The organism is Streptomyces sp. SID5469 (genome assembly GCF_009862865.1).
Classification (GTDB): Bacteria; Actinomycetota; Actinomycetes; order Streptomycetales; family Streptomycetaceae; genus Streptomyces; species Streptomyces avermitilis.
In genome coordinates, this window is record NZ_WWIN01000001.1 from 4,000,707 (window position 1) to 4,024,539 (window position 23,833).

A 23,833-nucleotide genomic window follows, 5' to 3' on the forward strand; every position below is an offset into this window, starting at 1 on the left:
TCCCGCGGGCCCGCCCCGGTCCCCGCCCGGAGCGGCCCGGACCCGGCCGGGAGCCGGGCCCGGAGCGGGCCCCGCCGGCCTACGCGCTCTTCGCCGCCGTCATCGCCGCGCCCACGATCCCCGCGTTGTTCTGAAGCGCCGCCGGGACGATCTCCGCCTTGATTCCCTCGATCAGGGGCAGGAACTTGTGCGACTTGCGGCTGACTCCGCCGCCGATGATGAACAGCTCCGGAGAGAAGAGCATCTCCACGTGCGCGAGGTACTTCTGGACGCGGTGCGCCCAGTGCTCCCACGACATGTCGTTGTCCTCTTTGACCTTCGTCGAGGCACGCTTCTCCGCGTCGTGGCCGTGCAGCTCGAGGTGGCCCAGCTCCGTGTTCGGGACGAGGGCGCCGTCGACGAACAGGGCGCTGCCGATCCCCGTGCCGAACGTGAGGACGAGGACCGTGCCCTGGCGGTCGCGCCCCGCGCCGAACTGCATCTCGGCCACACCCGCCGCGTCCGCGTCGTTCAGCACCGTCACCGGGCGCCCGCCCAGCCGGTCGCTCAGCAGGGCGCGCGCGTCCGTGTCGATCCAGCTCTTGTCCACATTGGCCGCCGTACGGATCGTGGCACCGCCGGTGACCACTCCCGGGAACGTGATCCCGACCGGGCCCGTCCAGCCGAAGTGGCCGACGACCTCCTTCACGCCGTCGGCCACCGCGTCCGGCGTCGCCGGGTGCGGAGTCAGCACCTTGAAGCGCTCCTCCGTCAGCTCGCCCCTGTCCAGGTCCACGGGAGCGCCCTTGGTCCCGGATCCACCGATGTCCACACCGAAGATCTGCATGGCTCTACGTTACGGCGTACGACGGACAGTCACTCCGCCGAGGGGCCGTTGCCCGTCCGCTGCTCCACCAGGGCCGCCGCCTCCGCGCGCAGGTCGCGGCGCAGCTCCTTGGGGAGCGAGAAGGTGATGGACTCCTCGGCCGCCTTGACGATCTCGACGTCCTCGAAGCCGCGCTGCGACAGCCACTCCAGGACCTGCTCGACGAGGATCTCCGGCACGGAGGCACCCGACGTGACACCGACCGTCGACACGCCCTCCAGCCACGCCTCGTCGATCTCGTCGGCGAAGTCCACGAGGTACGCGTCACGCGCGCCCGCGAGCTTGGCGACCTCGACGAGGCGAACGGAGTTGGAGGAGTTGCGCGAGCCGACCACGATGACCAGGTCGGCCTCCTCGCCCATCTGCTTCACGGCGAGCTGGCGGTTCTGCGTGGCGTAGCAGATGTCGTCGCTGGGCGGGGAGATGAGCTGGGGGAACTTCTCCTTGAGGGCGTCGACCGTCTCCATCGTCTCGTCGACCGACAGGGTGGTCTGGGAGAGCCAGACGACCTTGGACGGGTCGCGGACCTCTACCTTGGCGACGTCCCCGGGGCCGTCCACGAGGGTGATGTGCTCGGGCGCCTCGCCGGAGGTGCCGATGACCTCCTCGTGGCCCTCGTGCCCGATGAGGAGGATGTCGAAGTCCTCGTTGGCGAAGCGGACGGCTTCCTTGTGGACCTTGGTGACCAGCGGGCAGGTCGCGTCGATCGTGGCGAGCTTGCCGCGGGCCGCCTCTTCGTGGACGACCGGCGCCACGCCGTGCGCCGAGAACATGACGATGGCCCCCTCGGGAACCTCCGCCGTCCGTTCGACGAAGATCGCGCCCTTCCGCTCCAGGGTCTGCACCACGTACTTGTTGTGGACGATCTCGTGGCGGACGTAGATCGGGGCCCCGTACTGCTCGAGGGCCTTCTCGACGGCGATCACGGCACGGTCGACGCCCGCGCAGTAGCCACGGGGGGCGGCGAGCAGGACACGGCGGCCAGACGAAGCAGTCATGGAAACCATCGTAAGGCCGCACCCGGCGGGCCGAAGATCGCCTCCATGGGGAGGCGGCGGAGGCACCGGGAGAGGCGCGGGGCCGGGCGCCACCCTTGGGAGGCCTGGATACCCGATACATCCGATACGTCCGACACATCCGGCCCGCGGACCGCGCTCGCGCTGCTTGCGGTGCTCGCGGTGCCGGCGGTTCGGCGCTTGAGGACGGCACCGGGCACCGACCCGGCATGGGCCGCGTTGTCACAGGCGCCCACTACGCTCGGCGCATGGCTGCGAACACGTCCGCGGAAACGCCTCTGCCCGTAGGTGAGGTGTCGCGGCTCATCGGGGGGTGGATCGACCGGCTCGGCGCGGTGTGGGTCGAGGGGCAGATCACCCAGCTGTCGCGGCGCCCGGGCGCGGGCGTCGTCTTCATGACCCTGCGCGACCCGTCGTACGACATCTCGGTCGGCGTCACCTGCTACCGACAGGTGTTCGACGCGGTGGCGGACGTGGTGAGCGAGGGCGCCCGGGTGGTCGTACACGCGAAGCCCGAGTGGTACGCGCCACGGGGGCAGCTGTCACTGCGGGCCGCCGAGATCAGGCCCATCGGGGTCGGTGAACTCCTCGCCCGTCTTGAGCAGTTGAAGAAGAGCCTCGCCGGCGAGGGCCTGTTCGTCACCGAGCGCAAGAAGGCCCTGCCTTTCCTGCCGCAGCTCATCGGGCTCGTGTGCGGGCGCGCCTCGGCGGCCGAGCGCGACGTCCTGGAGAACGCGCGGCACCGCTGGCCCGCCGTCCGCTTCGAGGTGCGCAACGTGGCGGTGCAGGGCGTGCACGCCGTGCCGCAGGTCGTCCAGGCGGTGAAGGAGCTGGACGCGCGCGACGACGTGGACGTGATCATCGTCGCGCGCGGCGGCGGCAGCGTGGAGGACCTGCTGCCGTTCTCCGACGAGCAGCTCGTCCGAGCGGTGGCGGCCTGCCGTACGCCGGTCGTGTCGGCCATCGGTCACGAACCCGACACCCCGCTCCTCGACTACGTGGCCGACCTGCGCGCCTCCACCCCGACCGACGCGGCCAAGAAGGTCGTGCCGGACGTCGGCGAGGAGGTCGAGCGGGTGCGGGCGCTGCGGGACCGGGCGCGGCGGTGCGTGCGGTCGGTCATCGAGCGGGAGGAGCGGGGGCTCGCGCACACGCTGGCCCGCCCGTCGATAGAGGATCCGCACCGGATGGTCGACGAGCGGGCGGACCAGGTCGCCTCCCTGCTCGACCGTGGCCGGCGCACGCTCGGACATCTGCTGGACCGCGCCGATTCGGAGCTGTCGCACACCCACGCGCGCGTGGTGGCACTGTCACCGGCCGCGACCCTGAAGCGGGGGTACGCGGTGCTCCAGCGAGCCGACGGCCATGCGGTCCGGGCGCCGGACGAGGTGACGGCGGACGAGGTGCTGCGGGCGCGGGTCGCCGAGGGTGAGTTCACGGTACGAGTCGATGTTTAGGGTGGGCGCATGACCAGCAGGACGGACGAGACGGCGAACGCGACGGCGCTCGGGTACGAGCAGGCGCGGGACGAGTTGATCGAGGTCGTACGCCGCCTGGAGGCGGGGGGCACGACCCTGGAGGAGTCGCTCGCCCTGTGGGAGCGGGGCGAGGAGCTGGCCAAGGTGTGCCGGACCTGGCTGGAGGGCGCGCGCAAGCGGCTGGACGCGGCGCTGGCGGAGGAAGAGAACGCGGGCGACGACTCGGAATGAGCCGGGCCAGTGGTGATCCATGGCGGGTGAGCCGGGCCAGTGGTGATCCACGGCGGGTGAGCCGGGCCAGCGGTGCCCCACGGCCGGTGAGCCGGCGCCAGTGGTGACCCCACGGCCGGTGAGCCACGCCCGCACCCACGCCCACCTCCACCCCCACCCCCACCCGTGAGATCGCCGGGTGCCGCCCGCTCGCCTGTCGCCCAGGTGCGGCGCACTCGTCACTCACACCCATCGGCCCTTCGGCCACCCCCTTGCACTGTGAAGCCGATCACCATGGGCCCACTTTGATTGAACCTTGAACTTCTTCTGCGTACTGTCGAAGTCGCCAGCCGATCCCCGGATCCACCGCACTTCCCGAGAAGGTTCACCATGTCTCTCGTCCTTGACCCCGCCGCCCAGGACCTGCTCTTCCGCGAGGCCCGCACCGCCAACACGTTCTCCGACGAGCCCGTGACCGACGAGCAGGTGCAGGCGATCTACGACCTGGTCAAGTACGGCCCGACCGCCTTCAACCAGTCGCCGCTGCGCATCACCCTGGTCCGCTCCGCCGAGGCCCGCGAGCGCCTCGTGCAGCACATGGCCGAGGGCAACCAGCCCAAGACCGCCACCGCCCCGCTGGTCGCGATCCTCTCCGCGGACAACGAGTTCCACGAGGAGCTGCCGGCCCTCTTCCCGCACTTCCCGCAGGCCAAGGACGTCTTCTTCGCGGAGCGCCCGGCCCGTGAGGGGGCCGCCGCGCTGAACGCCGCTCTGCAGGCCGCGTACTTCATCATCGGCGTCCGTGCCGCGGGCCTCGCCGCCGGCCCGATGACCGGTCTCGACTTCGCGGGCGTCCAGAAGGAGTTCCTCGACGACGACCACACCCCGCTGATGGTGGTCAACATCGGCAAGCCGGGCGAGGACGCCTGGTTCCCGCGCTCCCCGCGCCTGGAGTTCGACCAGGTCGTCACCACGGTCTGAGCCGAAACGGCCGAACGAGTCTGAGCCGAACGCATACGTGAAGGGGCCCCCGGTCACACCGGGGGCCCCTTCACGTATTCAGCCTTCGTACCCAGCGACTGTTCGGCCTTCGTACCCAGCGACTGTTCGGCCTTCGTACCCAGCGACTGTTCGGCTTTCACATCCCGCGGAGCGGCTCACGCCGCGTTCAGCGGCGACCGCTCACGCCGTCTTCAGCGCCTGAGCCATCGTCGTCAGCTCCGCGAACGACGCCGAGCCGGTCACCACGGTCGTGGCGCCCTTTTCCTCGAGCACGAGGGCGTCGTACCGCTCACCCTTGTACCGCTGCCACGTCCGGTCGCCGATGCGCTGGGTGGCGTCCGTCTTCCTCGCGCCCTGACTGGCCGAGTCGATGAACGCGGACGCCTTCTGAGTCGACTGCTCGATCGCCACGTATGCACCGTCGGGACCGTGGAACCCGAGATGCCAGGCCTCGAAGGCGTCGCCCGCGTACCGCACCGACGTCGCCTTCCACGAGCCGGACAGACCTTCGGGCGCCGCGACCGGGTAGGACGCCGCGCGGCGCGCCGTCAGCAGTTCGACACGGTAGTCGACCCGCGGAGGCTCATGCGGGGAGTCGTCGTGCGGGATGAAGATGTAGATGACTGCGGCCATCAGCCCGATCAGGCCCAGGGAGAGGATCATGTCCCGGACCGTCTTCTGCTTACCGTTCGTACCTGCCACGCCCCTATCGTCGCAGGTACAGGGGTCCGCTCATCCGTGGGGCCCCCTGCTCATTTTGTCGGTCTGGCGATAGAGTTGTGACCATTACGCTCATCCGGCCGTCGTCGTATCAGAAAGGTGCGCTCCGATGACCGAGAATCATCAGCTGCCGTCCGAACTAGAGGTCCCCTCCGAGGCACCCGACCGGAACCTCGCCCTGGAGCTTGTCCGGGTCACCGAGGCCGCCGCGATGGCCGCGGGCCGCTGGGTCGGCCGCGGGGACAAGAACGGCGCCGACGGCGCGGCCGTCCGCGCCATGCGGACCCTCGTCTCCACCGTGTCGATGAACGGCGTCGTCGTCATCGGCGAAGGGGAGAAGGACGAGGCCCCGATGCTCTTCAACGGGGAGCGCGTCGGCGACGGGACCGGCCCCGAGTGCGACATCGCCGTCGACCCGATCGACGGAACCACGCTCACCGCGAAGGGCATGACCAACGCGATCGCCGTACTGGCGGCCGCCGACCGCGGCACCATGTTCGACCCGTCCGCGGTGTTCTACATGGACAAGCTGGTCACCGGGCCCGAGGCCGCCGACTTCGTCGACATCAACGCCCCGGTCTCGGTGAACATCCGCCGGGTGGCCAAGGCCAAGCGCTCCATGCCCGAGGACGTCACCGTCGTCATCCTCGACCGGCCGCGCCACGACGGCATCATCAAGGAGATCCGGGAGACCGGCGCGCGCATCAAGCTGATCTCCGACGGTGATGTCGCGGGCTCCATCCTGGCCCTGCGCGAGGGCACCGGCATCGACCTGCTGCTCGGCATCGGCGGTACGCCCGAGGGCATCATCTCGGCCTGCGCCGTGAAGTGCCTGGGCGGCACCATCCAGGGCAAGCTGTGGCCCAAGGACGACGAGGAGCGGCAGCGGGCGGTCGACGCGGGCCACGACCTCGACCGCGTGCTGTTCACCGACGACCTGGTCTCCGGCGAGAACGTCTTCTTCGTCGCGACCGGCATCACCGACGGCGAACTGCTGCGCGGCGTGCGCTACCGCGCCGAGACAGCCACGACCGAGTCGATCGTGATGCGCTCCAAGTCCGGCACGGTCCGTCAGATCAGGTCCGAGCACCGGTTGAGCAAGCTGCGCGCGTACAGCCAGATCGACTTCGACCGCGCGAAGTAGGTCACGGAGACGGATCCCGAGGCCGGTCCTCCGAGGCCGGCCTCGGACGTCAGGTCGCGGAAGCCGGCCCTCGTACGGGAGCGGGGCACCCCTTGTGCGGAAGGGGTGCCCCGCTCCCGTACGTACCGGCTATCCCGCCGCCGCTATCGTCCCCCGCGCGGCCTTCTTCAGCTCGACGTCACGGCGCCTGCGCCGGGCCAGCACCACACGGCGCTCGGCGGCGGTGAGGCCGCCCCACACGCCGTACGGCTCGGGCTGAAGCAGCGCGTGCTCCCGGCACTCGACCATCACGGGGCAGCGCGCGCAGACCCGCTTGGCCGCCTCCTCCCGGGACAGCCTGGCCGCGGTGGGTTCCTTGGAGGGTGCGAAGAACAGTCCGGCCTCGTCACGCCGGCACACGGCCTCCGTGTGCCATGGGGCGTCCTGATCCCGGTCCCGCACTGGCGCCCGCTGGGCCGGAACGGCAGCGACCTGCAGGGACTGATGCGGCGGTTGCAGCACGGTCTACTCCTGACGACGGCTTCGCGAGCGAGAGACGATGCAGCAAGGCCTACCCGCTGTGCGCGGGCCTATGCACTGTGTTCCCAACCGCTGGCCTTCGGGCGGCCCGCCCGGCCGGAACCGCACCCTCCAGGCCCGCCCTCCTCGCCGCGGACGCGACCGAGTTCACAAGCGTCAACGGTCCAGGTGTTTGCGCAAACCGTGGTCGAGCTTGCGCGTCACGCGGTCCGACACACGGTCGAGGATGTCCGCGACCAACTTGCCCCGCTTGGGCCTTGCCTCGACGTTTCCGAGTATGGCCAGTCCGTCCACGTAGACCACGGGGGCGTCGGCGTCGCCCGAATCCAGCGTGCTCACCTCGAAGTTGCCGAGCACACCGCCGCCGGTGCCGCGCAGCGAGACGTTCTCCGGGACGCGGATCTCCACGTTGCCGAAGACCGAGATCACCTTGATCACGACCTGCTGGTACTCGAAGATCGCCTCGCTGAGGTCGATCTCGACGCTGCCGAAGATCGCGTACGCGTGCATCCGACGTCCGGCACGCCAGCGGCCCTTGCGCATGGCCGCGCTGAACACCGCCACCACGTTCTCGTCGGGCTCGACGGGTATCGCGCCGGCCGTGGGGCGGTTCGGCGCCGGGGCGTATGCCGGGGTCGCGCGAAGCGGGTGGGCGGCGGGCAGGTCCCGCACCAGAGGCTCCAGCTCGCCGACGGTCCTGGCGCGGTAGACCTCCTCGACGCGCTCGGCGTGCTCCTCGGCGGTGAGGCGGCCCTCGGCGAGGGCTTCGCGCAGGATGTCCGCGATCCGGTCGCGATCGGCGTCCGAGGCCCGCAGTTCGCTCTGCTGCTGCCGGAGTTCAGTCTGCTTCTGAAGGTCCACGGCAGCAGCGTACCCAAACGCGATAGATCGCGACTACCCCTCGTGAGCGCCTGTGGAAAACCCTTTGGAAACCCTTTCCTCGCCGAACTGAGCCTTACCTCACAAGCTCGGTGTCCGCGCCAGGTCCTACGCTGGTGGACGCTGCCAACGGAGGCCAGCCGCTGTCTGTCGAGTGAGGAATGGGCGAGATGCCTGAGTTCGCGTACACCGATCTGCTCCCCCAGGGAGAGGACACCACCCCGTACCGGCTGGTGACCTCCGAGGGTGTCTCCACCTTCGAGGCCGACGGGCGGACGTTCCTCAAGGTCGAGCCGGAGGCGCTGCGCAAGCTCGCCGAGGAGGCCATCCACGACATCCAGCACTACCTGCGCCCCGCCCACCTCGCGCAGCTGCGCCGCATCATCGACGACCCCGAGGCGTCGGGCAACGACAAGTTCGTCGCCCTCGACCTGCTGAAGAACGCGAACATCGCGGCCGCGGGCGTGCTCCCCATGTGCCAGGACACCGGCACGGCGATCGTCATGGGCAAGCGCGGACAGAACGTCCTCACGGAGGGCGGCGACGAGTCGGCCCTCAGCCGCGGCATCTACGACGCGTACAAGAACCTGAACCTGCGCTACTCGCAGATGGCTCCGCTCACCATGTGGGAGGAGAAGAACACCGGCTCGAACCTGCCGGCGCAGATCGAGCTGTACGCGACGGACGGCGGCGCGTACAAGTTCCTCTTCATGGCCAAGGGCGGCGGCTCGGCCAACAAGTCCTTCCTCTACCAGGAGACGAAGGCGGTCCTCAACGAGGGCTCGATGATGAAGTTCCTGGAGGAGAAGATCCGCTCGCTCGGCACGGCGGCCTGCCCGCCGTACCACCTGGCGATCGTGGTCGGCGGCACGAGCGCCGAGTACGCCCTGAAGACCGCGAAGTACGCCTCCGCGCACTACCTGGACGAGATTCCGGCGGAGGGCTCGGAGCTGGGCCACGGCTTCCGCGACAAGGACCTCGAGGAGAAGGTCTTCGAGCTGACGCAGAAGATCGGCATCGGCGCGCAGTTCGGCGGCAAGTACTTCTGCCACGACGTCCGCGTCGTCCGGCTCCCCCGGCACGGCGCGTCCTGCCCCGTCGCGATCGCCGTGTCCTGCTCGGCCGACCGCCAGGCCGTCGCGAAGATCACCGCCGAGGGCGTCTTCCTGGAGCAGCTGGAGACGGACCCGGCGCGCTTCCTGCCGGAGACCACGGACGACCACCTGGACGAGTCGGGTGACGTCGTCAGGATCGACCTCAACCAGCCGATGGACGACATCCTCGCGGAACTCACGAAGTACCCGGTGAAGACCCGGCTGTCCCTGTCCGGCCCGCTGGTCGTGGCGCGCGACATCGCGCACGCCAAGATCAAGGAGCGGCTGGACGCGGGCGAGGAGATGCCGCAGTACCTGAAGGACCACCCGGTGTACTACGCGGGTCCCGCCAAGACCCCCGAGGGCTACGCGTCCGGCTCCTTCGGCCCGACCACGGCCGGCCGTATGGACTCCTACGTCGAGCAGTTCCAGGCGGCGGGCGGCTCCAAGGTGATGCTGGCGAAGGGCAACCGCTCGGCGCAGGTCACGAACGCGTGCGAGGCGCACGGCGGCTTCTACCTCGGCTCGATCGGCGGCCCGGCCGCGCGCCTGGCCCAGGACTGCATCAAGAAGGTCGAGGTCGTCGAGTACGAGGAGCTCGGCATGGAGGCCGTCTGGAAGATCGAGGTCGAGGACTTCCCGGCGTTCGTCGTGGTCGACGACAAGGGCAACGACTTCTTCAAGGACCCCGCACCCGCACCGACGTTCACGAGCATTCCGGTACGGGGGCCGGGGCTGGCGTAGCCGGTTCCGTACCGAGGAGGGCCCTGGCCGGCGTGTCGGCCAGGGCCCTCGTGCGCTCCCGTTCCGACACAAATGAACAAATTGCAATGCCATTCGGTTAGTTGGAAAACATCCCGTCTTGGGCGATGTCAACGGACATGCCCCGGACATATCCTGATGGAGGGTCATACAGGGGGTCGGCGCAGCCATGGGGGAGCGGGACATGGTCTTCAATCAGTCCGGGTGGAATGTCGGCAAGGTCTACAACATCGCGGGCGATCTCCGCCTCACCGACCGGAGCTCCCCCCAGGAGTTCGCCGAGGCGCTGAACGAACTGCGGTCACGTATACGGGCCCTGGAGGACGTTCCCGGCGCCGATCTCGCGGCCATGGACGCGGAGCTGGCCCAGGCGGCACTGGCCGCGGACACCCACGCCGGCGAACACGCCACCGACGCCGCCACCGACGACGCCGCGAGCGGCGAAGACGCCACCGGAGACGGCCCGTCGCCCGGTGACGACATCGTCGCCGGCCGGCTGACGAGGGTCGCGAACCGGCTGCGCGCGCTCGGCACGGCGACCGCGGCGGCCTCCGAACTCGGCACCTCCCTCGACACCATGGCCCAGTGGGTCGGGCACCACCTCTGATCGGCCCGTGCCATGTCAGGCTTCGACATCACAGGTCCCGAGGACCCGGCCGGCGCCCCCGACGGCGCCCCCGGTGAGCGGGAGGCCAGGGTCAACCTGCCGGGCGCCGTGGACGCCGCCGTCACCCATCAGCCCGACTGGGCCGTCGACTCGGTCTACATGGCGAAGGAGATCTCGTTCGTCGACCGCCGGGTCATGGTCAACGAGACACCCGCGCCGGCCCCGGACCCGTCCGGGTCTCCCGCCCCCGCCGACGGGCCCGCGTTCCGCAAGGCCCTCGCGAGAGTGCTGCTGGGCAAGCTGACGTCCACACTCGACGAGACCCACTGGCTGGACCACAAACTGGTCGAGCTGACCGCCATCGTCGAGGACGTGGACGGATACCCGGCCGCGGGCCACCGCAGCCTGTGGCGCAGGCGGGGACGGTACGCCACCCGGCCCCTCACCCAGGTGCTGGCCCGCCCCGAAACGGATCTCATCCTGCTCCAGGGCGCCCCCGGCGCCGGCAAGAGCGTCGCCATGTGGCAGCACGCCGTGGAAGGACTCCGGCAGATCGTGTCCGGACGGAATCCGGACCTGCCCCTGCCCATCTACGTCAACCTGCGGGAACTGAGGGCGAAGCCGGACGAGATCAACACCGATGTGCTGCGGAAGTACATCGCCCAGCAGACGGGCCCCAGGGGAAGCATCGAGATCGCCTCCTACTTCGCCCACTGCTTCACCGAGGATCTGCGCAGACGCCGGGTGACCCTGTTGCTCGACTCCTTCGACGAGATCCCCGCGGTCCTCGGCAGTGCGACCGTGGACAAGGCGGTGTCGCCCTACGTCCAGACGGTCATCGAACTCGTCGGGGGCGGCGGAAGGTGCGTCGTGGCCTCCCGGGAGTACAAGGGGCCGCGCGCCGCGGGCTGGACCCGGCTGCACATCCTGGGACTGTCGTCGGAGCAGCAGGAGTCCTTCCTGCGCGGTCTCGGGCTCGGCCGCGAGGACATCGGTCTCGTCCAGCCCCTCCTCACCGACCCGCGGCACGGGTTCGTGACGGAGCTCCAGAATCCGCTCAGCCTGAAGCTTCTCGCGAGCTATGTGGAGGCGCGGCACACTCTTCCGGAGCGCCCGAGCGCCGTGTTCGAGGAGTATGTGTCGCAGCGCCTGCACGCGGCCGTGGAGACGGCCCGCGACACCGGTGAACTGCGGCGGGTCGAGGACTTCCTCGCGCGGTTCGCCTTCCGGCTGACGTCGACGGACGGCGGGCTCTCGGTGAGCGAACGGGAGTACGGGGAGGAGATCGTGCGGGAGGCGGGTGACGACGCCGCCGTACGCGAGCTGCTGCTGCGCGTCGTGCCGGCGTCCAGGCTCCTCGTCTCCGCGCCGGAGGGCCGGCATGCCGGCCGCCGGGTGTTCTTCGGCCACCGCCGCGTACAGCAGTACTTCGCGAGCCGCCACGTCGCGTCGCGTCCCTCCGCGGTCGCGCCCTTCGAGCTGGTGACCAACGGCCGCTGGCGCGAGACGGCCGTGACCGTGCTCCAGGACGGTTCCCCGGAGATCACCGGCCCCCTGATGGCGGAGCTGGCCGGGGTGCTGACCGCCGAGTGGGGCCGCTACCGGGCCATGGAGGAGGCGAGCCGAAGAGAGTACGTACCCATCGCCGAGGAGTTCACGTGGTCGTCGTACGGGGAGTTGGTCGGCGAGGAGGGCGCCAACCCTCCCCCGCTGCTCACCCCCTTCGCCTGGTCCCCGATGGCCGTGCACTGCCTGGAGCTGCTGACCGCCGCCTACCACGGCCAGTCGCAGTGGCCCCGGGCGGAGATCGAGGGGCTGGTCCAGGCACTGGTGGATGCCGCCTGGAGGCGCGGCAGCGTCAGTGACCGCAAGTTCGCCGTCGACTGTCTGCCCCTGCTGCCGGAGCCGGTCCGCGAGCGGTACATCGACCGCGCGTTCGCCGGTGGCAGCGGCTGGATCCGCACCACGGCGCTGCGCGACTGCGCCACGTTGCCCGCCCTGACCCCCGGCATCCGCCGGTCCATCCGCCGGCTGCTGATCACCATGCTCAGCGAGCGGTCGCTCGCCACGGAGTCCCACGCCGTCGACGTCGACCTGCGGCGCCTGCACGGGGACGACGACCTGGTCCGGGTGCGCCGGATCATCAGCTGGTCGCCGAAGGCGGTCGCCGTCATCTGCGTCCTGCACGCCCTGGTGGCCATGGCGGCACCGGGTGCGTACTGGTGGCGTCTGCGGGACCAGCTGCTGTGGTGGTACGCCGTGCCGCTCTTCTTCTTCTGGTGGTTCCAGTCCACCCAGCCCCTGTCCTACGGCGTCGGAAAGAGCCGGACGCGGCTGTTCTTCGAACGGGTCGTCAACCGCACGGTCGGCGTGGAGATGGACGTCCTGGAGACCGACGTCCTGCTGGGCAGCCTGGTGATGATCGCCGGCTTGCAGGCGGCCCTTCAGGTGGCCCTGGGCTTCTACGAGATCACCGAGGGCCATACGACGTGGGGCCTGCTGGAGATCACGCTCTACGCGCCGCTGAGCGTCTGTGCGCTCCTGTGGGGCCCCAGCCTGCTGTACGCGGTCCGCCAAGGGCGCTCGTCCCGCGAGTTGAGCGCGATCAGGCTGGTTCTGGTCGTTCCCGACACGATGCGCCTCCCGGACCATCCGGCGCGTGCGCTGTCCCGGCAGACCTGGGCGAGGTTCGCCTGGGACTCGCTGTGGGGCCTGCTCAAGATGGCGGTGTTCACCTCCCCCGTCTGGGGCACCTTCGCCCTGCTCTACTACGCGGGAGGACACACCGGACACATCCTGGCGCTCGTCCTGCTGGGCCTGCTCACCGGCTATTTCCCCCTGGTCGTGGTGATCGGCCTGGTCCGTGAGTTCCGGGCGCACCGCCGGGTGCAGCGTGCCGTCCTGCGGGGCTCCAGGGGCGGTGCCGCCTTCGTCGAGGCCATGTTCTCGCTGCGGGACACCGGTGAGGCGGCCGAGTACGTGCGGCGCATCCGCGGCATTCCCGGCATGGACGCCGAGAAGCTGGACCGGCAGGCCGTCCGGGCCTCCATCGCCTACCTCCAGAACCGTCCCGGGGCGAAGCCGTCGGACCCGGCGCCGGCCGGCTTCGCCGTCACCGCCCCGCGCAGGCCCGCCGCCTGGCGGGCGGACGACGCCCTGCTGGACGAACTGGGCCGCCTGGACGAACACCTGCGCGCGCGCTAGGTACCGGACGCTCCCGCGGGGAACAGTGGGCCCGTCGGAAGTGCTGTGTCAGGTGGAGGTGATCGTCGATGACCGACGAGGACGACAAGCAGAACTACCGTGTCGAGCACGACTCCATGGGTGAGGTCCGTGTCCCCGCGGACGCCAAGTGGCGGGCCCAGACCCAGCGTGCCGTGGAGAACTTCCCCATCTCCGGGCAGCGGCTCGAGCGGGCGCACATCGAGGCCCTCGCCCGGATCAAGGGAGCCGCCGCCAAGGTGAACGCCGAGTTGGGCGTGCTCGACAAGGACGTCGCCGAGGCCATTCAGGAGGCGGCCGCCGAGGTCGCGGAGGGGCGTTGGGACGAGCACTTCCCCGTGGACGTGTTCCAGACCGGCTCCGGGACCTCGTCCAACATGAACGCCAACGAGGTCATCGCCACGCTCGCGACCGAACGGCTCGGCAGGGACGTACACCCCAATGACCACGTGAACGCGTCGCAGTCGTCGAACGACGTGTTCCCGTCCAGCATTCACATCGCGGCCACCGCCGCCGTCACCCGCGATCTGGTACCCGCCCTGGAGCACCTGGCCGCCGCGCTGGGCCGCAAGTCCGAGGAGTTCGCGGACGTCGTGAAGGCCGGGCGTACGCATCTCATGGACGCGACGCCCGTGACCCTGGGGCAGGAGTTCGGCGGATACGCGGCCCAGGTGCGGTACGGCGTCGAGCGGCTGGCCGCCTCCCTGCCGCGGCTCGCCGAACTGCCCCTCGGGGGCACCGCGGTCGGGACCGGGATCAACACCCCGCCGGGCTTCTCCGCCGCCGTCATCGCCGAGGTCGCCCGCGTCACCGGGCTGCCGCTCACCGAGGCGCGCGACCACTTCGAGGCGCAGGGTGCGCGGGACGGGATCGTCGAGACCAGCGGGCAGTTGCGGACCATCGCCGTAGGACTGACGAAGATCGCGAACGATCTGCGGTGGATGGCTTCGGGGCCGCGTACCGGGCTCTCCGAGATCAGCCTGCCCGACCTTCAGCCGGGGTCCTCGATCATGCCCGGCAAGGTGAATCCCGTGATTCCCGAGGCCGTGCTGATGGTCGCCGCACAGGTGACGGGCAACGACGCGACCGTCGCCGCCGCCGGAGCCGCCGGCAACTTCGAACTCAATGTGATGCTGCCCGTCATCGCGAAGAACGTGCTGGAGTCCGTCCGGCTGCTCGCCCATGTCTCCCGGCTGCTGGCCGACCGCACCGTCGACGGGATCGTCGCCCATCGCGACCGGGCCCGTGAGTACGCCGAGTCGTCACCGTCCGTCGTCACCCCGCTGAACAAGTACATCGGGTACGAGGAGGCCGCGAAGGTCGCCAAGAAGGCCCTCGCCGAGCGGCAGACGATCCGTCAGGTCGTCCTGGAGAGCGGATACGTGGACCGTGGCGACCTCACCCTGGAGCAGCTCGACGAGGCGCTCGACGTCCTGCGGATGACGCACCCCTGACGGGGCTCACCACCGTGACCCGGGTGTGTCCCGTCGCCGCGCGGACGCCGGGTCATGGCGTGAACCGTGACGGGCATCGCAGCGTCGTATGCCTGTGGCACCTAATATCTGTTCATGGCAGACGGTGGAGCGGTGAGACGAGTGAAAGCGGACGGTTCGACGGCGCACTGGGCCCCGGGCAGCCATATCCTGTGGCGCTACCGGGAGAACGCCGGCGAGCACTTCCACATCGCGCGGCCCGTGACCGTCGTACGGGACGACGACGAACTGCTCGCGGTGTGGCTGGCACCCGGCACCGAATGCATGCGGCCGGTGCTCGCGGACGGCACGCCCGTGCACGTCGAGCCGCTGGAGTCCCGTTACACCAAGCCGCGCACGGTGCAGCTGGACCGCTGGTTCGGCACCGGGGTGCTCAAGCTGGCGCGGCCCGGCGAGCCGTGGTCGGTGTGGCTGTTCTGGGAACCGGGCTGGCTGTTCAAGAACTGGTACGTGAACCTGGAGGAACCGCTGACGCGTTGGGCCGGCGGGGTCGACTCCGAGGACCACTTCCTGGACATCTCCGTGCATCCGGACCGCACTTGGGGCTGGCGTGACGAGGACGAGTTCGCGCAGGCCCAGCGGGACGGTCTGATGGACGCCGAACTCGCCGCTCGGGTGCGAAAAGCGGGACACTCGGCGGTGGAGGTGATCCGCGCCTGGGGCCCGCCGTTCTCGGACGGCTGGCAGCACTGGCGCCCGGATCCCTCCTGGGCCGTACCGCCCCTGCCGGAGGACTGGGACCGTACGCCCGCGCAGATGGCGACGTGAGACCCTTGTCGCGCCCCCGTGGTACAACCGTAGGATCGTCCTCCGCAAGGGCACACGCAGCAGCAACTCCCGCAGTATGTGCTGGGCTTGACCGAACGTCACCGAGGGGCGGCAGGACGTGAGCGAGGGGTACGAGGGCTACACCGGATCGGCTTCCAGGCGGCCGGACGGCGGATCAAGAACAGCCTCTGACCACGCGGGAATTCCGTTCCTGGGGCACGTATTCCGGGTATCGGCATTTCTGCGGGACGAACTGCACGCGCGGCGCGCAGCCCCGGACGGATGGATTCGACACGCGTGACGGAGCACCCCACCTCGCATGAGCGCCGCCAGCCGAGCGCCGGCCGGCCCTCCGCCCCCGCGGACCCCCGCGGGGCGCTCCTGCGTACCCCGGAACCGCTGCAGACGCCGTCGTCGTCGGCGGCCTTACCCGCACAGGCCCGCACCGGCGACGCACCCACCGGACAGGGCACGACGACACCGTGCGGCAAGGGTCCGTCCGGCGGCCAGGGCACTCCCACGCCCCCGGGTGCGGGCGGCGCCAAGCCGTCCACCCCTGGCGCCGAGCACTCGCAGCCCTCGGACGCGGGTCCCGACGCGCACCGCCCGCGCCCCGCTCCCGAGGGCATCCCGGCCCAGCCGGGCGGGGAGCAGGACAGGGTCGCCCCGGCAGCGGGCGGCGGGGACCGGCGCACCGGGCAGGGGCTGCCGCCCGGCGGCCCGATGCCGATGCGGCGCGACGGGGACCGGCTGCGCTTCGTGGGCGCCGCGACCCGGCGGATCGCCCGCGGCATCGACCTCGACGAGATCGTGATGGGCCTGTGCCGGGCCACCGTGCCGACCTTCTCGGACGCGATCCTCGTCTATCTGCGCGATCCGCTGCCGGTCGGCGACGAGCGGCCCATAGGGCCCATGGTGCTGCGGCTGCGGCGCACCGACCGCATCCCCGAGGAGCGGGACACCGACGGCGGCTTCCTGACCGCGTTCCAGCCGGAGCCCGCCTCCGAGCTGTCGGCGGTCACGGCCGAACTGAGCGAGGTGCGGCCGGGCGGCGCGCTCGCCGAGGTGCTGCGCGGAGTACGGCCCGTCTTCGCGGACGCGCCCGCCGCCCGGGCCGCGCTGCCCGAACTCCTCGGCGACGATCTGCCCATGCCCAGCGGGCAGCGCGCGATCCTGGCCCCGCTGCGCGGCCGCCGCCGCGTCATCGGTGCCGCCCTGTTCCTGCGCCGCCCCGAGCGCATGGCGTTCGAGGCGGACGACCTGCTGGTCGCCGCCCAGCTCGCCACGCACAGCGCGCTCGGCATCGACAAGGCGGTGCTGTACGGCCGCGAGGCGTACATCGCCGACGAGCTCCAGCGCACGATGCTGCCCGAGACGCTGCCCCGGCCCACCGGCGTGCGCCTGGCCAGCAGGTATCTTCCGGCCGCCGAGACCGCGCGGGTGGGCGGTGACTGGTACGACGCCATTCCGCTGCCCGGCAGCCGGGTCGCGCTCGTCGTCGGTGACGTCATGGGCCACTCCATGACCTCGGCGGCGATCATGGGCCAGCTGCGGACCACCGCGCAGACCCTGGCCGGGCTGGACCTGCCGCCGCAGGAGGTGCTGCACCACCTCGACGAGCAGGCCCAGCGCCTGGGCACCGACCGCATGGCGACCTGCCTGTACGCCGTCTACGACCCGGTCGCACACCGCATCACCATCGCCAACGCGGGCCATCCGCCGCCGGTGCTGCTGCACCTGGGCGGCCGGGCCGAGGTGCTGCGGGTGCCGCCGGGCGCCCCGATCGGCGTAGGCGGGGTGGACTTCGAGGCGGTCGAGCTGGACGCGCCCGCCGGGGCCACGCTGCTGCTGTACACGGACGGGCTGGTCGAGTCCCGGCTGCGCGACGTGTGGACCGGGATAGAGCAGCTGCGGGAGAAGCTCGCCGCCACCGCCCAGCTGACCGGCCCGGACCATCCGCCGCCGCTCGAGGCCCTGTGCGACGAGGTGCTCGACATGCTGGGCCCCGGCGACCGGGACGACGACATCGCGCTGCTCGCCGCCCGCTTCGACGGGATCGCGCCCAGCGATGTGGCGTACTGGTTCCTGGAGCCCGAGGAGACCGCACCGGGCCGGGCGCGCAAGCTCGCCCGCCGTGCGCTGTCCCGCTGGGGCCTGGAGGAGCTCAGCGACTCCATGGAGCTCCTGGTCAGCGAGGTCGTCACCAATGCCGTGCGCTATTCGACCCGTCCGATCACCTTGCGGCTGCTGCGTACGGACGTGCTGCGCTGCGAGGTCGGCGACGATGTGCCGCAGCTGCCGCGACTGCGACAGGCGCGGGCCACGGACGAGGGCGGACGCGGCCTCTACCTGGTGAACAAGCTGGCCAGGCGGTGGGGCGCGACCCGGCTGAGCACGGGAAAGGTGGTCTGGTTCGAGTTGAACCGGAGCTGAGGGGGTACGCGTCCCGTCTCGCCCCGGGATCACCTCCGCCCAGAACCGAACCGAAGTTGGATCCCGTCCAAATGTTGCCGACGTCCCGTCGGCGGAGTTGACTGCTGGGGTGAGCGAAGCGACCTAACGACCCTCTTCTTTGACGGGAGGACGCTCGTGACCCAGGCACCCCAGAAGGCTCCGTACACCACGAACAACGTCGGAATTCCGGTGGAGAGCGACGAACACTCGCTCACCGTCGGTCCCGATGGCCCGATCCTGCTCCAGGACCACTACCTCATCGAGAAGATGGCCCAGTTCAACCGGGAGCGGGTCCCCGAGCGTGTGGTGCACGCCAAGGGCAGTGGCGCGTACGGATTCTTCGAAGTCACCAATGACGTCAGCCAGTTCACCAAGGCCGACCTGTTCCAGCCGGGCAAGCGCACCGAGATGCTGGCCCGCTTCTCCACCGTCGCCGGCGAGCAGGGCTCGCCCGACACCTGGCGCGACCCCCGCGGCTTCGCGCTGAAGTTCTACACCGAGCACGGCAACTACGACATGGTGGGCAACAACACCCCGGTCTTCTTCGTCCGTGACACGATCAAGTTCCAGGACTTCATCCGCTCGCAGAAGCGCCACCCGGTCACCGGGCTGCGCAGCAACGACATGCAGTGGGACTTCTGGACGCTCTCCCCCGAGTCCGCACACCAGGTGACCTGGCTGATGGGCGACCGGGGCATCCCGAAGACGTACCGCCACATGAACGGCTACAGCTCCCACACCTATATGTGGATCAATGGCGCCGGTGAGCGGTTCTGGGTGAAGTACCACTTCAAGACCGACCAGGGCATCGACTTCCTCACCCAGGCGGAGGCCGACGAGCTGGCCGGTTCGGATGCCGACAAGCACCGCCGGGACCTGTTCGAGTCGATCGAGTCCGGGAACGCGCCGACCTGGACCCTGAAGGTCCAGATCATGCCGTTCGAGGACGCGGCGGACTACCGCTTCAACCCGTTCGACCTGACCAAGGTCTGGCCGCACGGCGACTACCCGCTGATCGACGTCGGCCGGATGGTCCTCAACAAGAACCCCGAGGACTACTTCATCCACATCGAGCAGGCCGCCTTCGAGCCGTCCAACCTGGTGCCGGGCATCGGCCCCTCGCCGGACAAGATGCTGCTCGGCCGGCTGTTCTCGTACCCCGACACACACCGGTACCGGATCGGCCCGAACTATGCGCAGCTGCCGCCCAACCGGCCGCACGCCCCGGTGAACTCGTACGCCAAGGACGGCCCGATGCGGTACGTGCCGTCGAACGCGGCGAGGCCGTACGCGCCCAACTCCTACGGCGGCCCCGCGGCCGACTACGGGCAATTCGGCGACCCGGCGAGCTGGGAGACGGCCGGAGAGCTGGTCCGCGAGGCGACCAAGCCGCACCGCGAGGACGACGACTGGGGCCAGCCGGGCACGATGGTGCGCCAGGTCCTGGACGACGCGGCCCGCGACCGGCTCGTGTCGAACGTCAGCGGCCATCTGAAGGCCGATGTCTCGCGCCCGGTCCTGGACCGCGCGGTGCAGTACTGGCGCAACATCGACAAGGAGATCGGCGACCGGATCGCCAGCAACGTCAACGGAGGCTGAGGACACGAACGCGGGAGGGCGCCCGGTGGATCACCGGGCGCCCTCCTCGTGGGTTCATGTCAGGCAGCCGCCGGGACTCACTGACTCGTCGGATCGTTCTGGTTCCTCAGACCGTTCCGGTCGTTCGGATTGACCGGATCGTCCGGCAGTCCGTCCGTCGGGGTCGTCGTCGTACCCGTCGGCGTGTTGCTCGGCCCCTTGGTCGTCGGCGAGGTCGACGGGCTCGCCGGGGTCGTCGACGTGCTGGGCGGCGTGGTCGTCGGCTTCTTCGTCGTCGGCGACGACGAGGGCGAGTCGCTCGGCGACTGGGTGAGGGTCGGCGTCACGGTGGGCTCGATCGCCGCGCCCTGGGTGGTCTCCAGGTCGAACTTGGTGACCTTGCCCATCGCGCCGAAGGTGTACGCGGCCCAGATCTGCGCCGGATAGCCGCCGCCGTTGATGCGGCCGCTGCCCGGGATGAGACCCGTGGCGCCCTTCAGGGTGACCTGGCTCTGGTTCTTCGCGCTCTCGCCGAACATACCGACCGAGGTGACCAGGTTCGGCGTGTAGCCGGTGAACCAGGCCGACTTGTTGCTGTCGGACGTACCGGTCTTGCCCGCGACCTGCTGGCCGCGCCGGTCCGCCGCCTGGGCCACCGAGGTCTGGGCCGTACCGTCGTCGACCACGCCGGTCAGCACGGACGTGACCGTGTCGGCGGCCTCGCGGGTGATGACCCGGTCGCCGATCGGGTCCGGGAACTTGACCTGACGGTCCTTGTGCTCGGCCGACCTCACGACGGCCGGGGTGACCTTCTTGCCGTGGTTGTCGAGGGTCGCGTAGATCCCCGCCATCTCCAGCGGGCTCGCGCCCATCGAGCCGAGGGTCTGCGCGGGCACCGCCTCGAGACCCTTGGTGTCCATGCCGAGCTTGCCCGCCACCTTCAGCACGTCGTCCATGCCGACGTCGACGCCCATCTGCGCGAAGACGGAGTTGATGGACGCGTTCATGGCCCGCTGGACGGTGACCTTTCCGTAGCTGCGGTTGTCCTCGTTGGGCGGCGCGAACCCGACCTTGTCGCCGTTGTCCAGGACGGGGCGCCTGCTCGTGCCGTCGTAGATCGTGTTGGCGTTGATCGCCTTGCCGTCCTGCGTGCTGGCTCCCTCGTCCAGGGCGGCCGCGAAGATCAGCGGCTTGAAGGTGGAGGCGGGCTGGTAGTCGCGGCGGGTCGCGTTGTTCAGGTAGTGCTTGACGTAGTTCTGGCCGCCGTAGAGCGCGAGGACCTTGCCCGTCTTCGGGTCGACGGACGCGGCGCCGGCCTGGACGTCGCCGTCCACCGGGCGCTTCTTCGCGTTCAGCTTGCTGGTCAGCTTCGCCTTGACGGCCGCCTCCAGCTGGTCCTGCTTCTTCTTGTCGATGTTGAGCGTGAGGGTCCAGCCGCCGGCCTTGACCATCGCCTCGGCGGTGCCCAGGTCGGAGGCGGCGCCCTGGGCGACGAGCTGCTTCATCAGCGCCGCGTTGGCCGCGTCCACCAGATAGCCGGTCTGCCCCTCCATGCCGGGCGCCGCCCTCGGGGGCTTGGGCGTCGGGAACGTCATGCCCTCGCGCTTGCCGGAGTCCAGCCAGTGCTCCTCGACCATGTTGTCCAGCACGTAGTTCCAGCGGTCTTTCACCAGCTTCTTGCCGGTGTCCGTCGCGATGGCCCAGTCGTACTGGTTCGGGGCCTGGAGCAGCGCGGCGAGATACGCGCCCTGCCTTACCGAGAGGTCCTTGGCGTCCACGCGGTAGTACGCCTGGGCGGCGGCCTGGATGCCGTAGGCGCCGCGGCCGTAGTAGCTGGTGTTGATGTAGCCCGCGAGGATCTGGCTCTTGGTCTTCTGGCGGTCGACCTTCAGCGAGATGACCAGTTCCTTCAGCTTGCGCGTGACGGTCTGGTCCTGGCTCAGGTAGAAGTTCTTGACGTACTGCTGGGTGATCGTCGAACCACCCTGCTTGCCCTTGCCGGAGAGGGTGTTGATCAGACCGCGGGCCGTGCCCCTGAAGTCGACGCCGGAGTCCTTGTAGAAGGACTTGTTCTCGGCGGCGACGAAGGTCCGCTGGACGCCCTTGGGCACCTCGGAGAGGTCGACGATCTCACGGTTGCGGGTGCCGGTGCGGGCGAGGGGCGAGCCGTCGCTGTACTCGTAGACGTTGCTCTGGAGCTTGGCGTCCGCGTTGCCCTTGGGGACGCTGATCATCATGTAGAGCACGATGAAGGCGCCCATGCCCAGCAGGCACAGGCCGAACAGCGTGCCGAGGATCTTCTTCCAGGTGAACAGCCTGCGTATCCGGCCCTTGCCGGCGCCGGCGCTCTTGGCAGCCGTCCTCGACGAGCCCTGGGGCGCCGCGCGGCGGCCACCGCGCTGCCGCGCTCGTCTCTCTTCCGCTCGTCCCATGGGTCCGTCCGCTCCGCTTCCTTCTCGCGTGTCACACAGGTTCGTCGCACAGGTCAGCTCAGAAAGCTAACACCGCGCGATATGACAAAGGGCCGTCGATCCCGTCTTTTACGGACGTGAGAATCAGCACCTGCCCCATCAGAACCGACCGCTCTGGGGCGTGGAAGGTTGCCGTGTTGGCTAATGTGATATCACTTAGCTAGATTGAAGCTAAGCGGCACGCACACCGTGCCGCAGCGAACCGCATGCCGAACCGCATGCCGTACGAATCGGGGGACCGCCATGTCCACGCACGACTCCACGCACGACTCCACACCCGCCGCCGACGTACCCGAGATGCCCGCACCGCGCGTGCGGGAGTTCGCCGCGCACAGCATCGGTGGCGGCCTCGCGCTGCTGCTCGGGCTCGTCGGACTGCTCCTCGGCGCCGGGATGATCGCGGGCGCGACGACACTCGCCGCGACCGGCGCCAAGGCCGCACTGATCGTCGGCGGCATCCTGATCGCCATCGCGGCCTTCCTCGCGATGTGCGGTCTGAACACGGTGGCGCCGGGTGAGGCCCGCGTCGTCCAGCTCTTCGGGCGGTACCGGGGGACGATCCGGCAGGACGGCCTGCGCTGGGTGAACCCCTTCACCTCGCGCACGAAGATCTCGACCCGCGTACGCAACCACGAGACCCCCGTCCTCAAGGTCAACGACGCCTACGGCAACCCGATCGAGCTCGCCGCGGTCATGGTCTGGAAGGTCGAGGACACCGCGCAGGCCACCTTCGAGGTGGACGACTTCCGGGAGTTCGTCGCCACTCAGACCGAGGCGGCGGTGCGGCACATCGCCATCGAGTACCCGTACGACTCCCATGACGAGGACGGCCTCTCGCTGCGCGGCAACGCGGAGGAAATCACCGAGAAGCTCGCCATAGAACTGCACGCGCGCGTGGCAGCGGCCGGCGTGCGGATCATCGAGTCCCGCTTCACGCATCTCGCGTACGCTCCCGAGATCGCCTCCGCGATGCTCCAGCGACAGCAGGCCGGGGCGGTCGTCGCGGCGCGGCGGCAGATCGTGGAAGGCGCGGTCGGGATGGTCGAGGCGGCGCTCGCCCGGATCACCGAGCGGGACATCGTGGAGCTGGACTCCGAGCGGAAGGCGGCGATGGTGTCGAATCTGATGGTGGTGCTGTGCGGGGACCGCGCACCGCAGCCCGTCCTGAACACGGGCACCCTCTACCAGTGACGGCTCCTTCGGAGGGCACCCCTTCGCCGGGGCGGCGGCCGCAGCAGCAGCGCAAGCAGGTGCTGCTGCGGCTGGATCCGCTCGTGTACGAGGCGCTGGCGCGGTGGGCCGGGGACGAGTTGCGCTCCACGAACGCGCAGATCGAGTTCCTGCTGCGGCGCGCTCTCGCGGAGGCCGGCCGCCTGCCGGGGGAAGCCGGCCCGATCCCCCGCCGGGGTCGGCCCCCGGGAGGCTCCACCCCCGGACCCTCCTCGACCTGAACGGCCTCCTCCTCATCACCGGGGAGGGGGCCGATGGCGTGTCGCAGAACTGTGACAATCGGCCCCACCTGCACTCTCGTACGCCCCGGCACCACCTAGA

The 23,833-nt window shown here is 70.0% G+C and carries 19 protein-coding genes; 13 read left to right on the forward strand and 6 right to left on the reverse strand.

Features of this window, described 5'->3' with window-relative positions:
- Window positions 1–79 precede the first annotated feature (79 nt).
- Window positions 80–826, reverse strand: coding sequence for a polyphosphate--glucose phosphotransferase (locus GTY58_RS16810; RefSeq protein ID WP_010984639.1), 747 nt, complete (start codon window positions 824–826; stop codon window positions 80–82).
- Between the two features lie 29 nt (window positions 827–855).
- Window positions 856–1,872 (reverse strand): 4-hydroxy-3-methylbut-2-enyl diphosphate reductase, encoded by a 1,017-nt coding sequence (locus GTY58_RS16815; RefSeq protein WP_010984640.1) that lies wholly within the window; start codon window positions 1,870–1,872, stop codon window positions 856–858.
- 257 nt (window positions 1,873–2,129) lie between these two features.
- Here GTY58_RS16815 and xseA point away from each other — a divergent pair, with 257 nt between their 5' ends.
- The 3 genes from xseA to GTY58_RS16830 all read left to right on the forward strand — a co-directional run bounded on the left by xseA (window position 2,130) and on the right by GTY58_RS16830 (window position 4,550).
- Complete coding sequence (gene xseA / locus GTY58_RS16820; protein ID WP_010984641.1) at window positions 2,130–3,338, forward strand: exodeoxyribonuclease VII large subunit; 1,209 nt, start codon at window positions 2,130–2,132, stop codon at window positions 3,336–3,338.
- 9 nt (window positions 3,339–3,347) lie between these two features.
- A complete protein-coding gene (locus tag GTY58_RS16825; protein ID WP_010984642.1) occupies window positions 3,348–3,590 on the forward strand; it encodes an exodeoxyribonuclease VII small subunit in 243 nt (80 codons plus the stop codon).
- Window positions 3,591–3,959: 369 nt separating this feature from the next.
- Window positions 3,960–4,550 (forward strand): malonic semialdehyde reductase, encoded by a 591-nt coding sequence (locus GTY58_RS16830; protein ID WP_010984643.1) that lies wholly within the window; start codon window positions 3,960–3,962, stop codon window positions 4,548–4,550.
- A 201-nt stretch (window positions 4,551–4,751) separates the two neighbouring features.
- On the opposite strand, the gene GTY58_RS16835 is transcribed toward GTY58_RS16830, so the two are convergent.
- On the reverse strand, window positions 4,752–5,273 hold the full coding sequence (locus GTY58_RS16835; RefSeq protein ID WP_010984644.1) for a DUF4245 domain-containing protein: 522 nt from the start codon (window positions 5,271–5,273) through the stop codon (window positions 4,752–4,754).
- Between the two features lie 127 nt (window positions 5,274–5,400).
- On the opposite strand from GTY58_RS16835, the gene glpX reads away from it, so the two are divergent.
- Window positions 5,401–6,435 carry a class II fructose-bisphosphatase gene (glpX, locus tag GTY58_RS16840; RefSeq protein WP_010984645.1) on the forward strand — a complete coding sequence of 345 codons (1,035 nt, stop codon included), beginning with the start codon at window positions 5,401–5,403 and terminating at the stop codon, window positions 6,433–6,435.
- 129 nt (window positions 6,436–6,564) lie between these two features.
- Here the strand turns inward: glpX and GTY58_RS16845 are convergent, their stop codons facing one another.
- Together GTY58_RS16845 and GTY58_RS16850 are read right to left on the reverse strand one after the other, a co-directional pair.
- Window positions 6,565–6,936: a WhiB family transcriptional regulator gene (locus tag GTY58_RS16845; RefSeq protein ID WP_010984646.1), complete on the reverse strand. Its 372-nt coding sequence runs from the start codon at window positions 6,934–6,936 to the stop codon at window positions 6,565–6,567.
- A 174-nt stretch (window positions 6,937–7,110) separates the two neighbouring features.
- Window positions 7,111–7,815, reverse strand: a complete 705-nt coding sequence (locus tag GTY58_RS16850; protein ID WP_010984647.1) for a DUF1707 domain-containing protein — start codon at window positions 7,813–7,815, stop codon at window positions 7,111–7,113.
- A gap of 188 nt (window positions 7,816–8,003) precedes the next feature.
- Here GTY58_RS16850 and GTY58_RS16855 point away from each other — a divergent pair, with 188 nt between their 5' ends.
- From GTY58_RS16855 to GTY58_RS16885, 7 genes are all read left to right on the forward strand, one after another.
- Window positions 8,004–9,671: a fumarate hydratase gene (locus GTY58_RS16855; protein ID WP_037645252.1), complete on the forward strand. Its 1,668-nt coding sequence runs from the start codon at window positions 8,004–8,006 to the stop codon at window positions 9,669–9,671.
- Window positions 9,672–9,873: 202 nt separating this feature from the next.
- Window positions 9,874–10,296 carry a hypothetical protein gene (locus GTY58_RS16860; protein ID WP_137865232.1) on the forward strand — a complete coding sequence of 141 codons (423 nt, stop codon included), beginning with the start codon at window positions 9,874–9,876 and terminating at the stop codon, window positions 10,294–10,296.
- 12 nt (window positions 10,297–10,308) lie between these two features.
- A complete protein-coding gene (locus tag GTY58_RS16865; protein ID WP_010984650.1) occupies window positions 10,309–13,500 on the forward strand; it encodes a hypothetical protein in 3,192 nt (1,063 codons plus the stop codon).
- Between the two features lie 68 nt (window positions 13,501–13,568).
- A complete protein-coding gene (locus GTY58_RS16870; protein WP_010984651.1) occupies window positions 13,569–14,972 on the forward strand; it encodes a class II fumarate hydratase in 1,404 nt (467 codons plus the stop codon).
- A gap of 114 nt (window positions 14,973–15,086) precedes the next feature.
- Window positions 15,087–15,779 carry a DUF402 domain-containing protein gene (locus tag GTY58_RS16875; RefSeq protein WP_010984652.1) on the forward strand — a complete coding sequence of 231 codons (693 nt, stop codon included), beginning with the start codon at window positions 15,087–15,089 and terminating at the stop codon, window positions 15,777–15,779.
- 282 nt (window positions 15,780–16,061) lie between these two features.
- Window positions 16,062–18,212, forward strand: a complete 2,151-nt coding sequence (locus tag GTY58_RS16880; protein ID WP_010984653.1) for an ATP-binding SpoIIE family protein phosphatase — start codon at window positions 16,062–16,064, stop codon at window positions 18,210–18,212.
- Between the two features lie 156 nt (window positions 18,213–18,368).
- Window positions 18,369–19,832, forward strand: coding sequence for a catalase (locus GTY58_RS16885; RefSeq protein WP_010984654.1), 1,464 nt, complete (start codon window positions 18,369–18,371; stop codon window positions 19,830–19,832).
- A 77-nt stretch (window positions 19,833–19,909) separates the two neighbouring features.
- On the opposite strand, the gene GTY58_RS16890 is transcribed toward GTY58_RS16885, so the two are convergent.
- The gene (locus tag GTY58_RS16890; RefSeq protein ID WP_010984655.1) at window positions 19,910–22,243 is read right to left on the reverse strand and encodes a transglycosylase domain-containing protein; all 2,334 of its coding nucleotides are present in this window, start codon (window positions 22,241–22,243) and stop codon (window positions 19,910–19,912) included.
- Window positions 22,244–22,525: 282 nt separating this feature from the next.
- Here GTY58_RS16890 and GTY58_RS16900 point away from each other — a divergent pair, with 282 nt between their 5' ends.
- Together GTY58_RS16900 and GTY58_RS16905 are read left to right on the forward strand one after the other, a co-directional pair.
- Window positions 22,526–23,473, forward strand: coding sequence for an SPFH domain-containing protein (locus GTY58_RS16900; protein WP_010984656.1), 948 nt, complete (start codon window positions 22,526–22,528; stop codon window positions 23,471–23,473).
- On the forward strand, window positions 23,470–23,733 hold the full coding sequence (locus tag GTY58_RS16905) for a hypothetical protein (protein WP_010984657.1): 264 nt from the start codon (window positions 23,470–23,472) through the stop codon (window positions 23,731–23,733). The genes GTY58_RS16900 and GTY58_RS16905 overlap by 4 nt, the downstream gene beginning before the upstream one ends.
- The last annotated feature ends 100 nt before the right edge of the window (window positions 23,734–23,833 follow it).

Bases quoted from the DNA above. Each gene is read 5' to 3' on its own strand.
- GTY58_RS16810 (WP_010984639.1), bottom strand. From the start codon at position 826: ATGCAGATCTTCGGTGTGGACATCGGTGGATCCGGGACCAAGGGCGCT.
- GTY58_RS16815 (WP_010984640.1), bottom strand. From the start codon at position 1,872: ATGGTTTCCATGACTGCTTCGTCTGGCCGCCGTGTCCTGCTCGCCGCC.
- xseA (WP_010984641.1), top strand. From the start codon at position 2,130: ATGGCTGCGAACACGTCCGCGGAAACGCCTCTGCCCGTAGGTGAGGTG.
- GTY58_RS16825 (WP_010984642.1), top strand. From the start codon at position 3,348: ATGACCAGCAGGACGGACGAGACGGCGAACGCGACGGCGCTCGGGTAC.
- GTY58_RS16830 (WP_010984643.1), top strand. From the start codon at position 3,960: ATGTCTCTCGTCCTTGACCCCGCCGCCCAGGACCTGCTCTTCCGCGAG.
- glpX (WP_010984645.1), top strand. From the start codon at position 5,401: ATGACCGAGAATCATCAGCTGCCGTCCGAACTAGAGGTCCCCTCCGAG.
- GTY58_RS16855 (WP_037645252.1), top strand. From the start codon at position 8,004: ATGCCTGAGTTCGCGTACACCGATCTGCTCCCCCAGGGAGAGGACACC.
- GTY58_RS16860 (WP_137865232.1), top strand. From the start codon at position 9,874: ATGGTCTTCAATCAGTCCGGGTGGAATGTCGGCAAGGTCTACAACATC.
- GTY58_RS16865 (WP_010984650.1), top strand. From the start codon at position 10,309: ATGTCAGGCTTCGACATCACAGGTCCCGAGGACCCGGCCGGCGCCCCC.
- GTY58_RS16870 (WP_010984651.1), top strand. From the start codon at position 13,569: ATGACCGACGAGGACGACAAGCAGAACTACCGTGTCGAGCACGACTCC.
- GTY58_RS16875 (WP_010984652.1), top strand. From the start codon at position 15,087: ATGGCAGACGGTGGAGCGGTGAGACGAGTGAAAGCGGACGGTTCGACG.
- GTY58_RS16880 (WP_010984653.1), top strand. From the start codon at position 16,062: ATGGATTCGACACGCGTGACGGAGCACCCCACCTCGCATGAGCGCCGC.
- GTY58_RS16890 (WP_010984655.1), bottom strand. From the start codon at position 22,243: ATGGGACGAGCGGAAGAGAGACGAGCGCGGCAGCGCGGTGGCCGCCGC.
- GTY58_RS16900 (WP_010984656.1), top strand. From the start codon at position 22,526: ATGTCCACGCACGACTCCACGCACGACTCCACACCCGCCGCCGACGTA.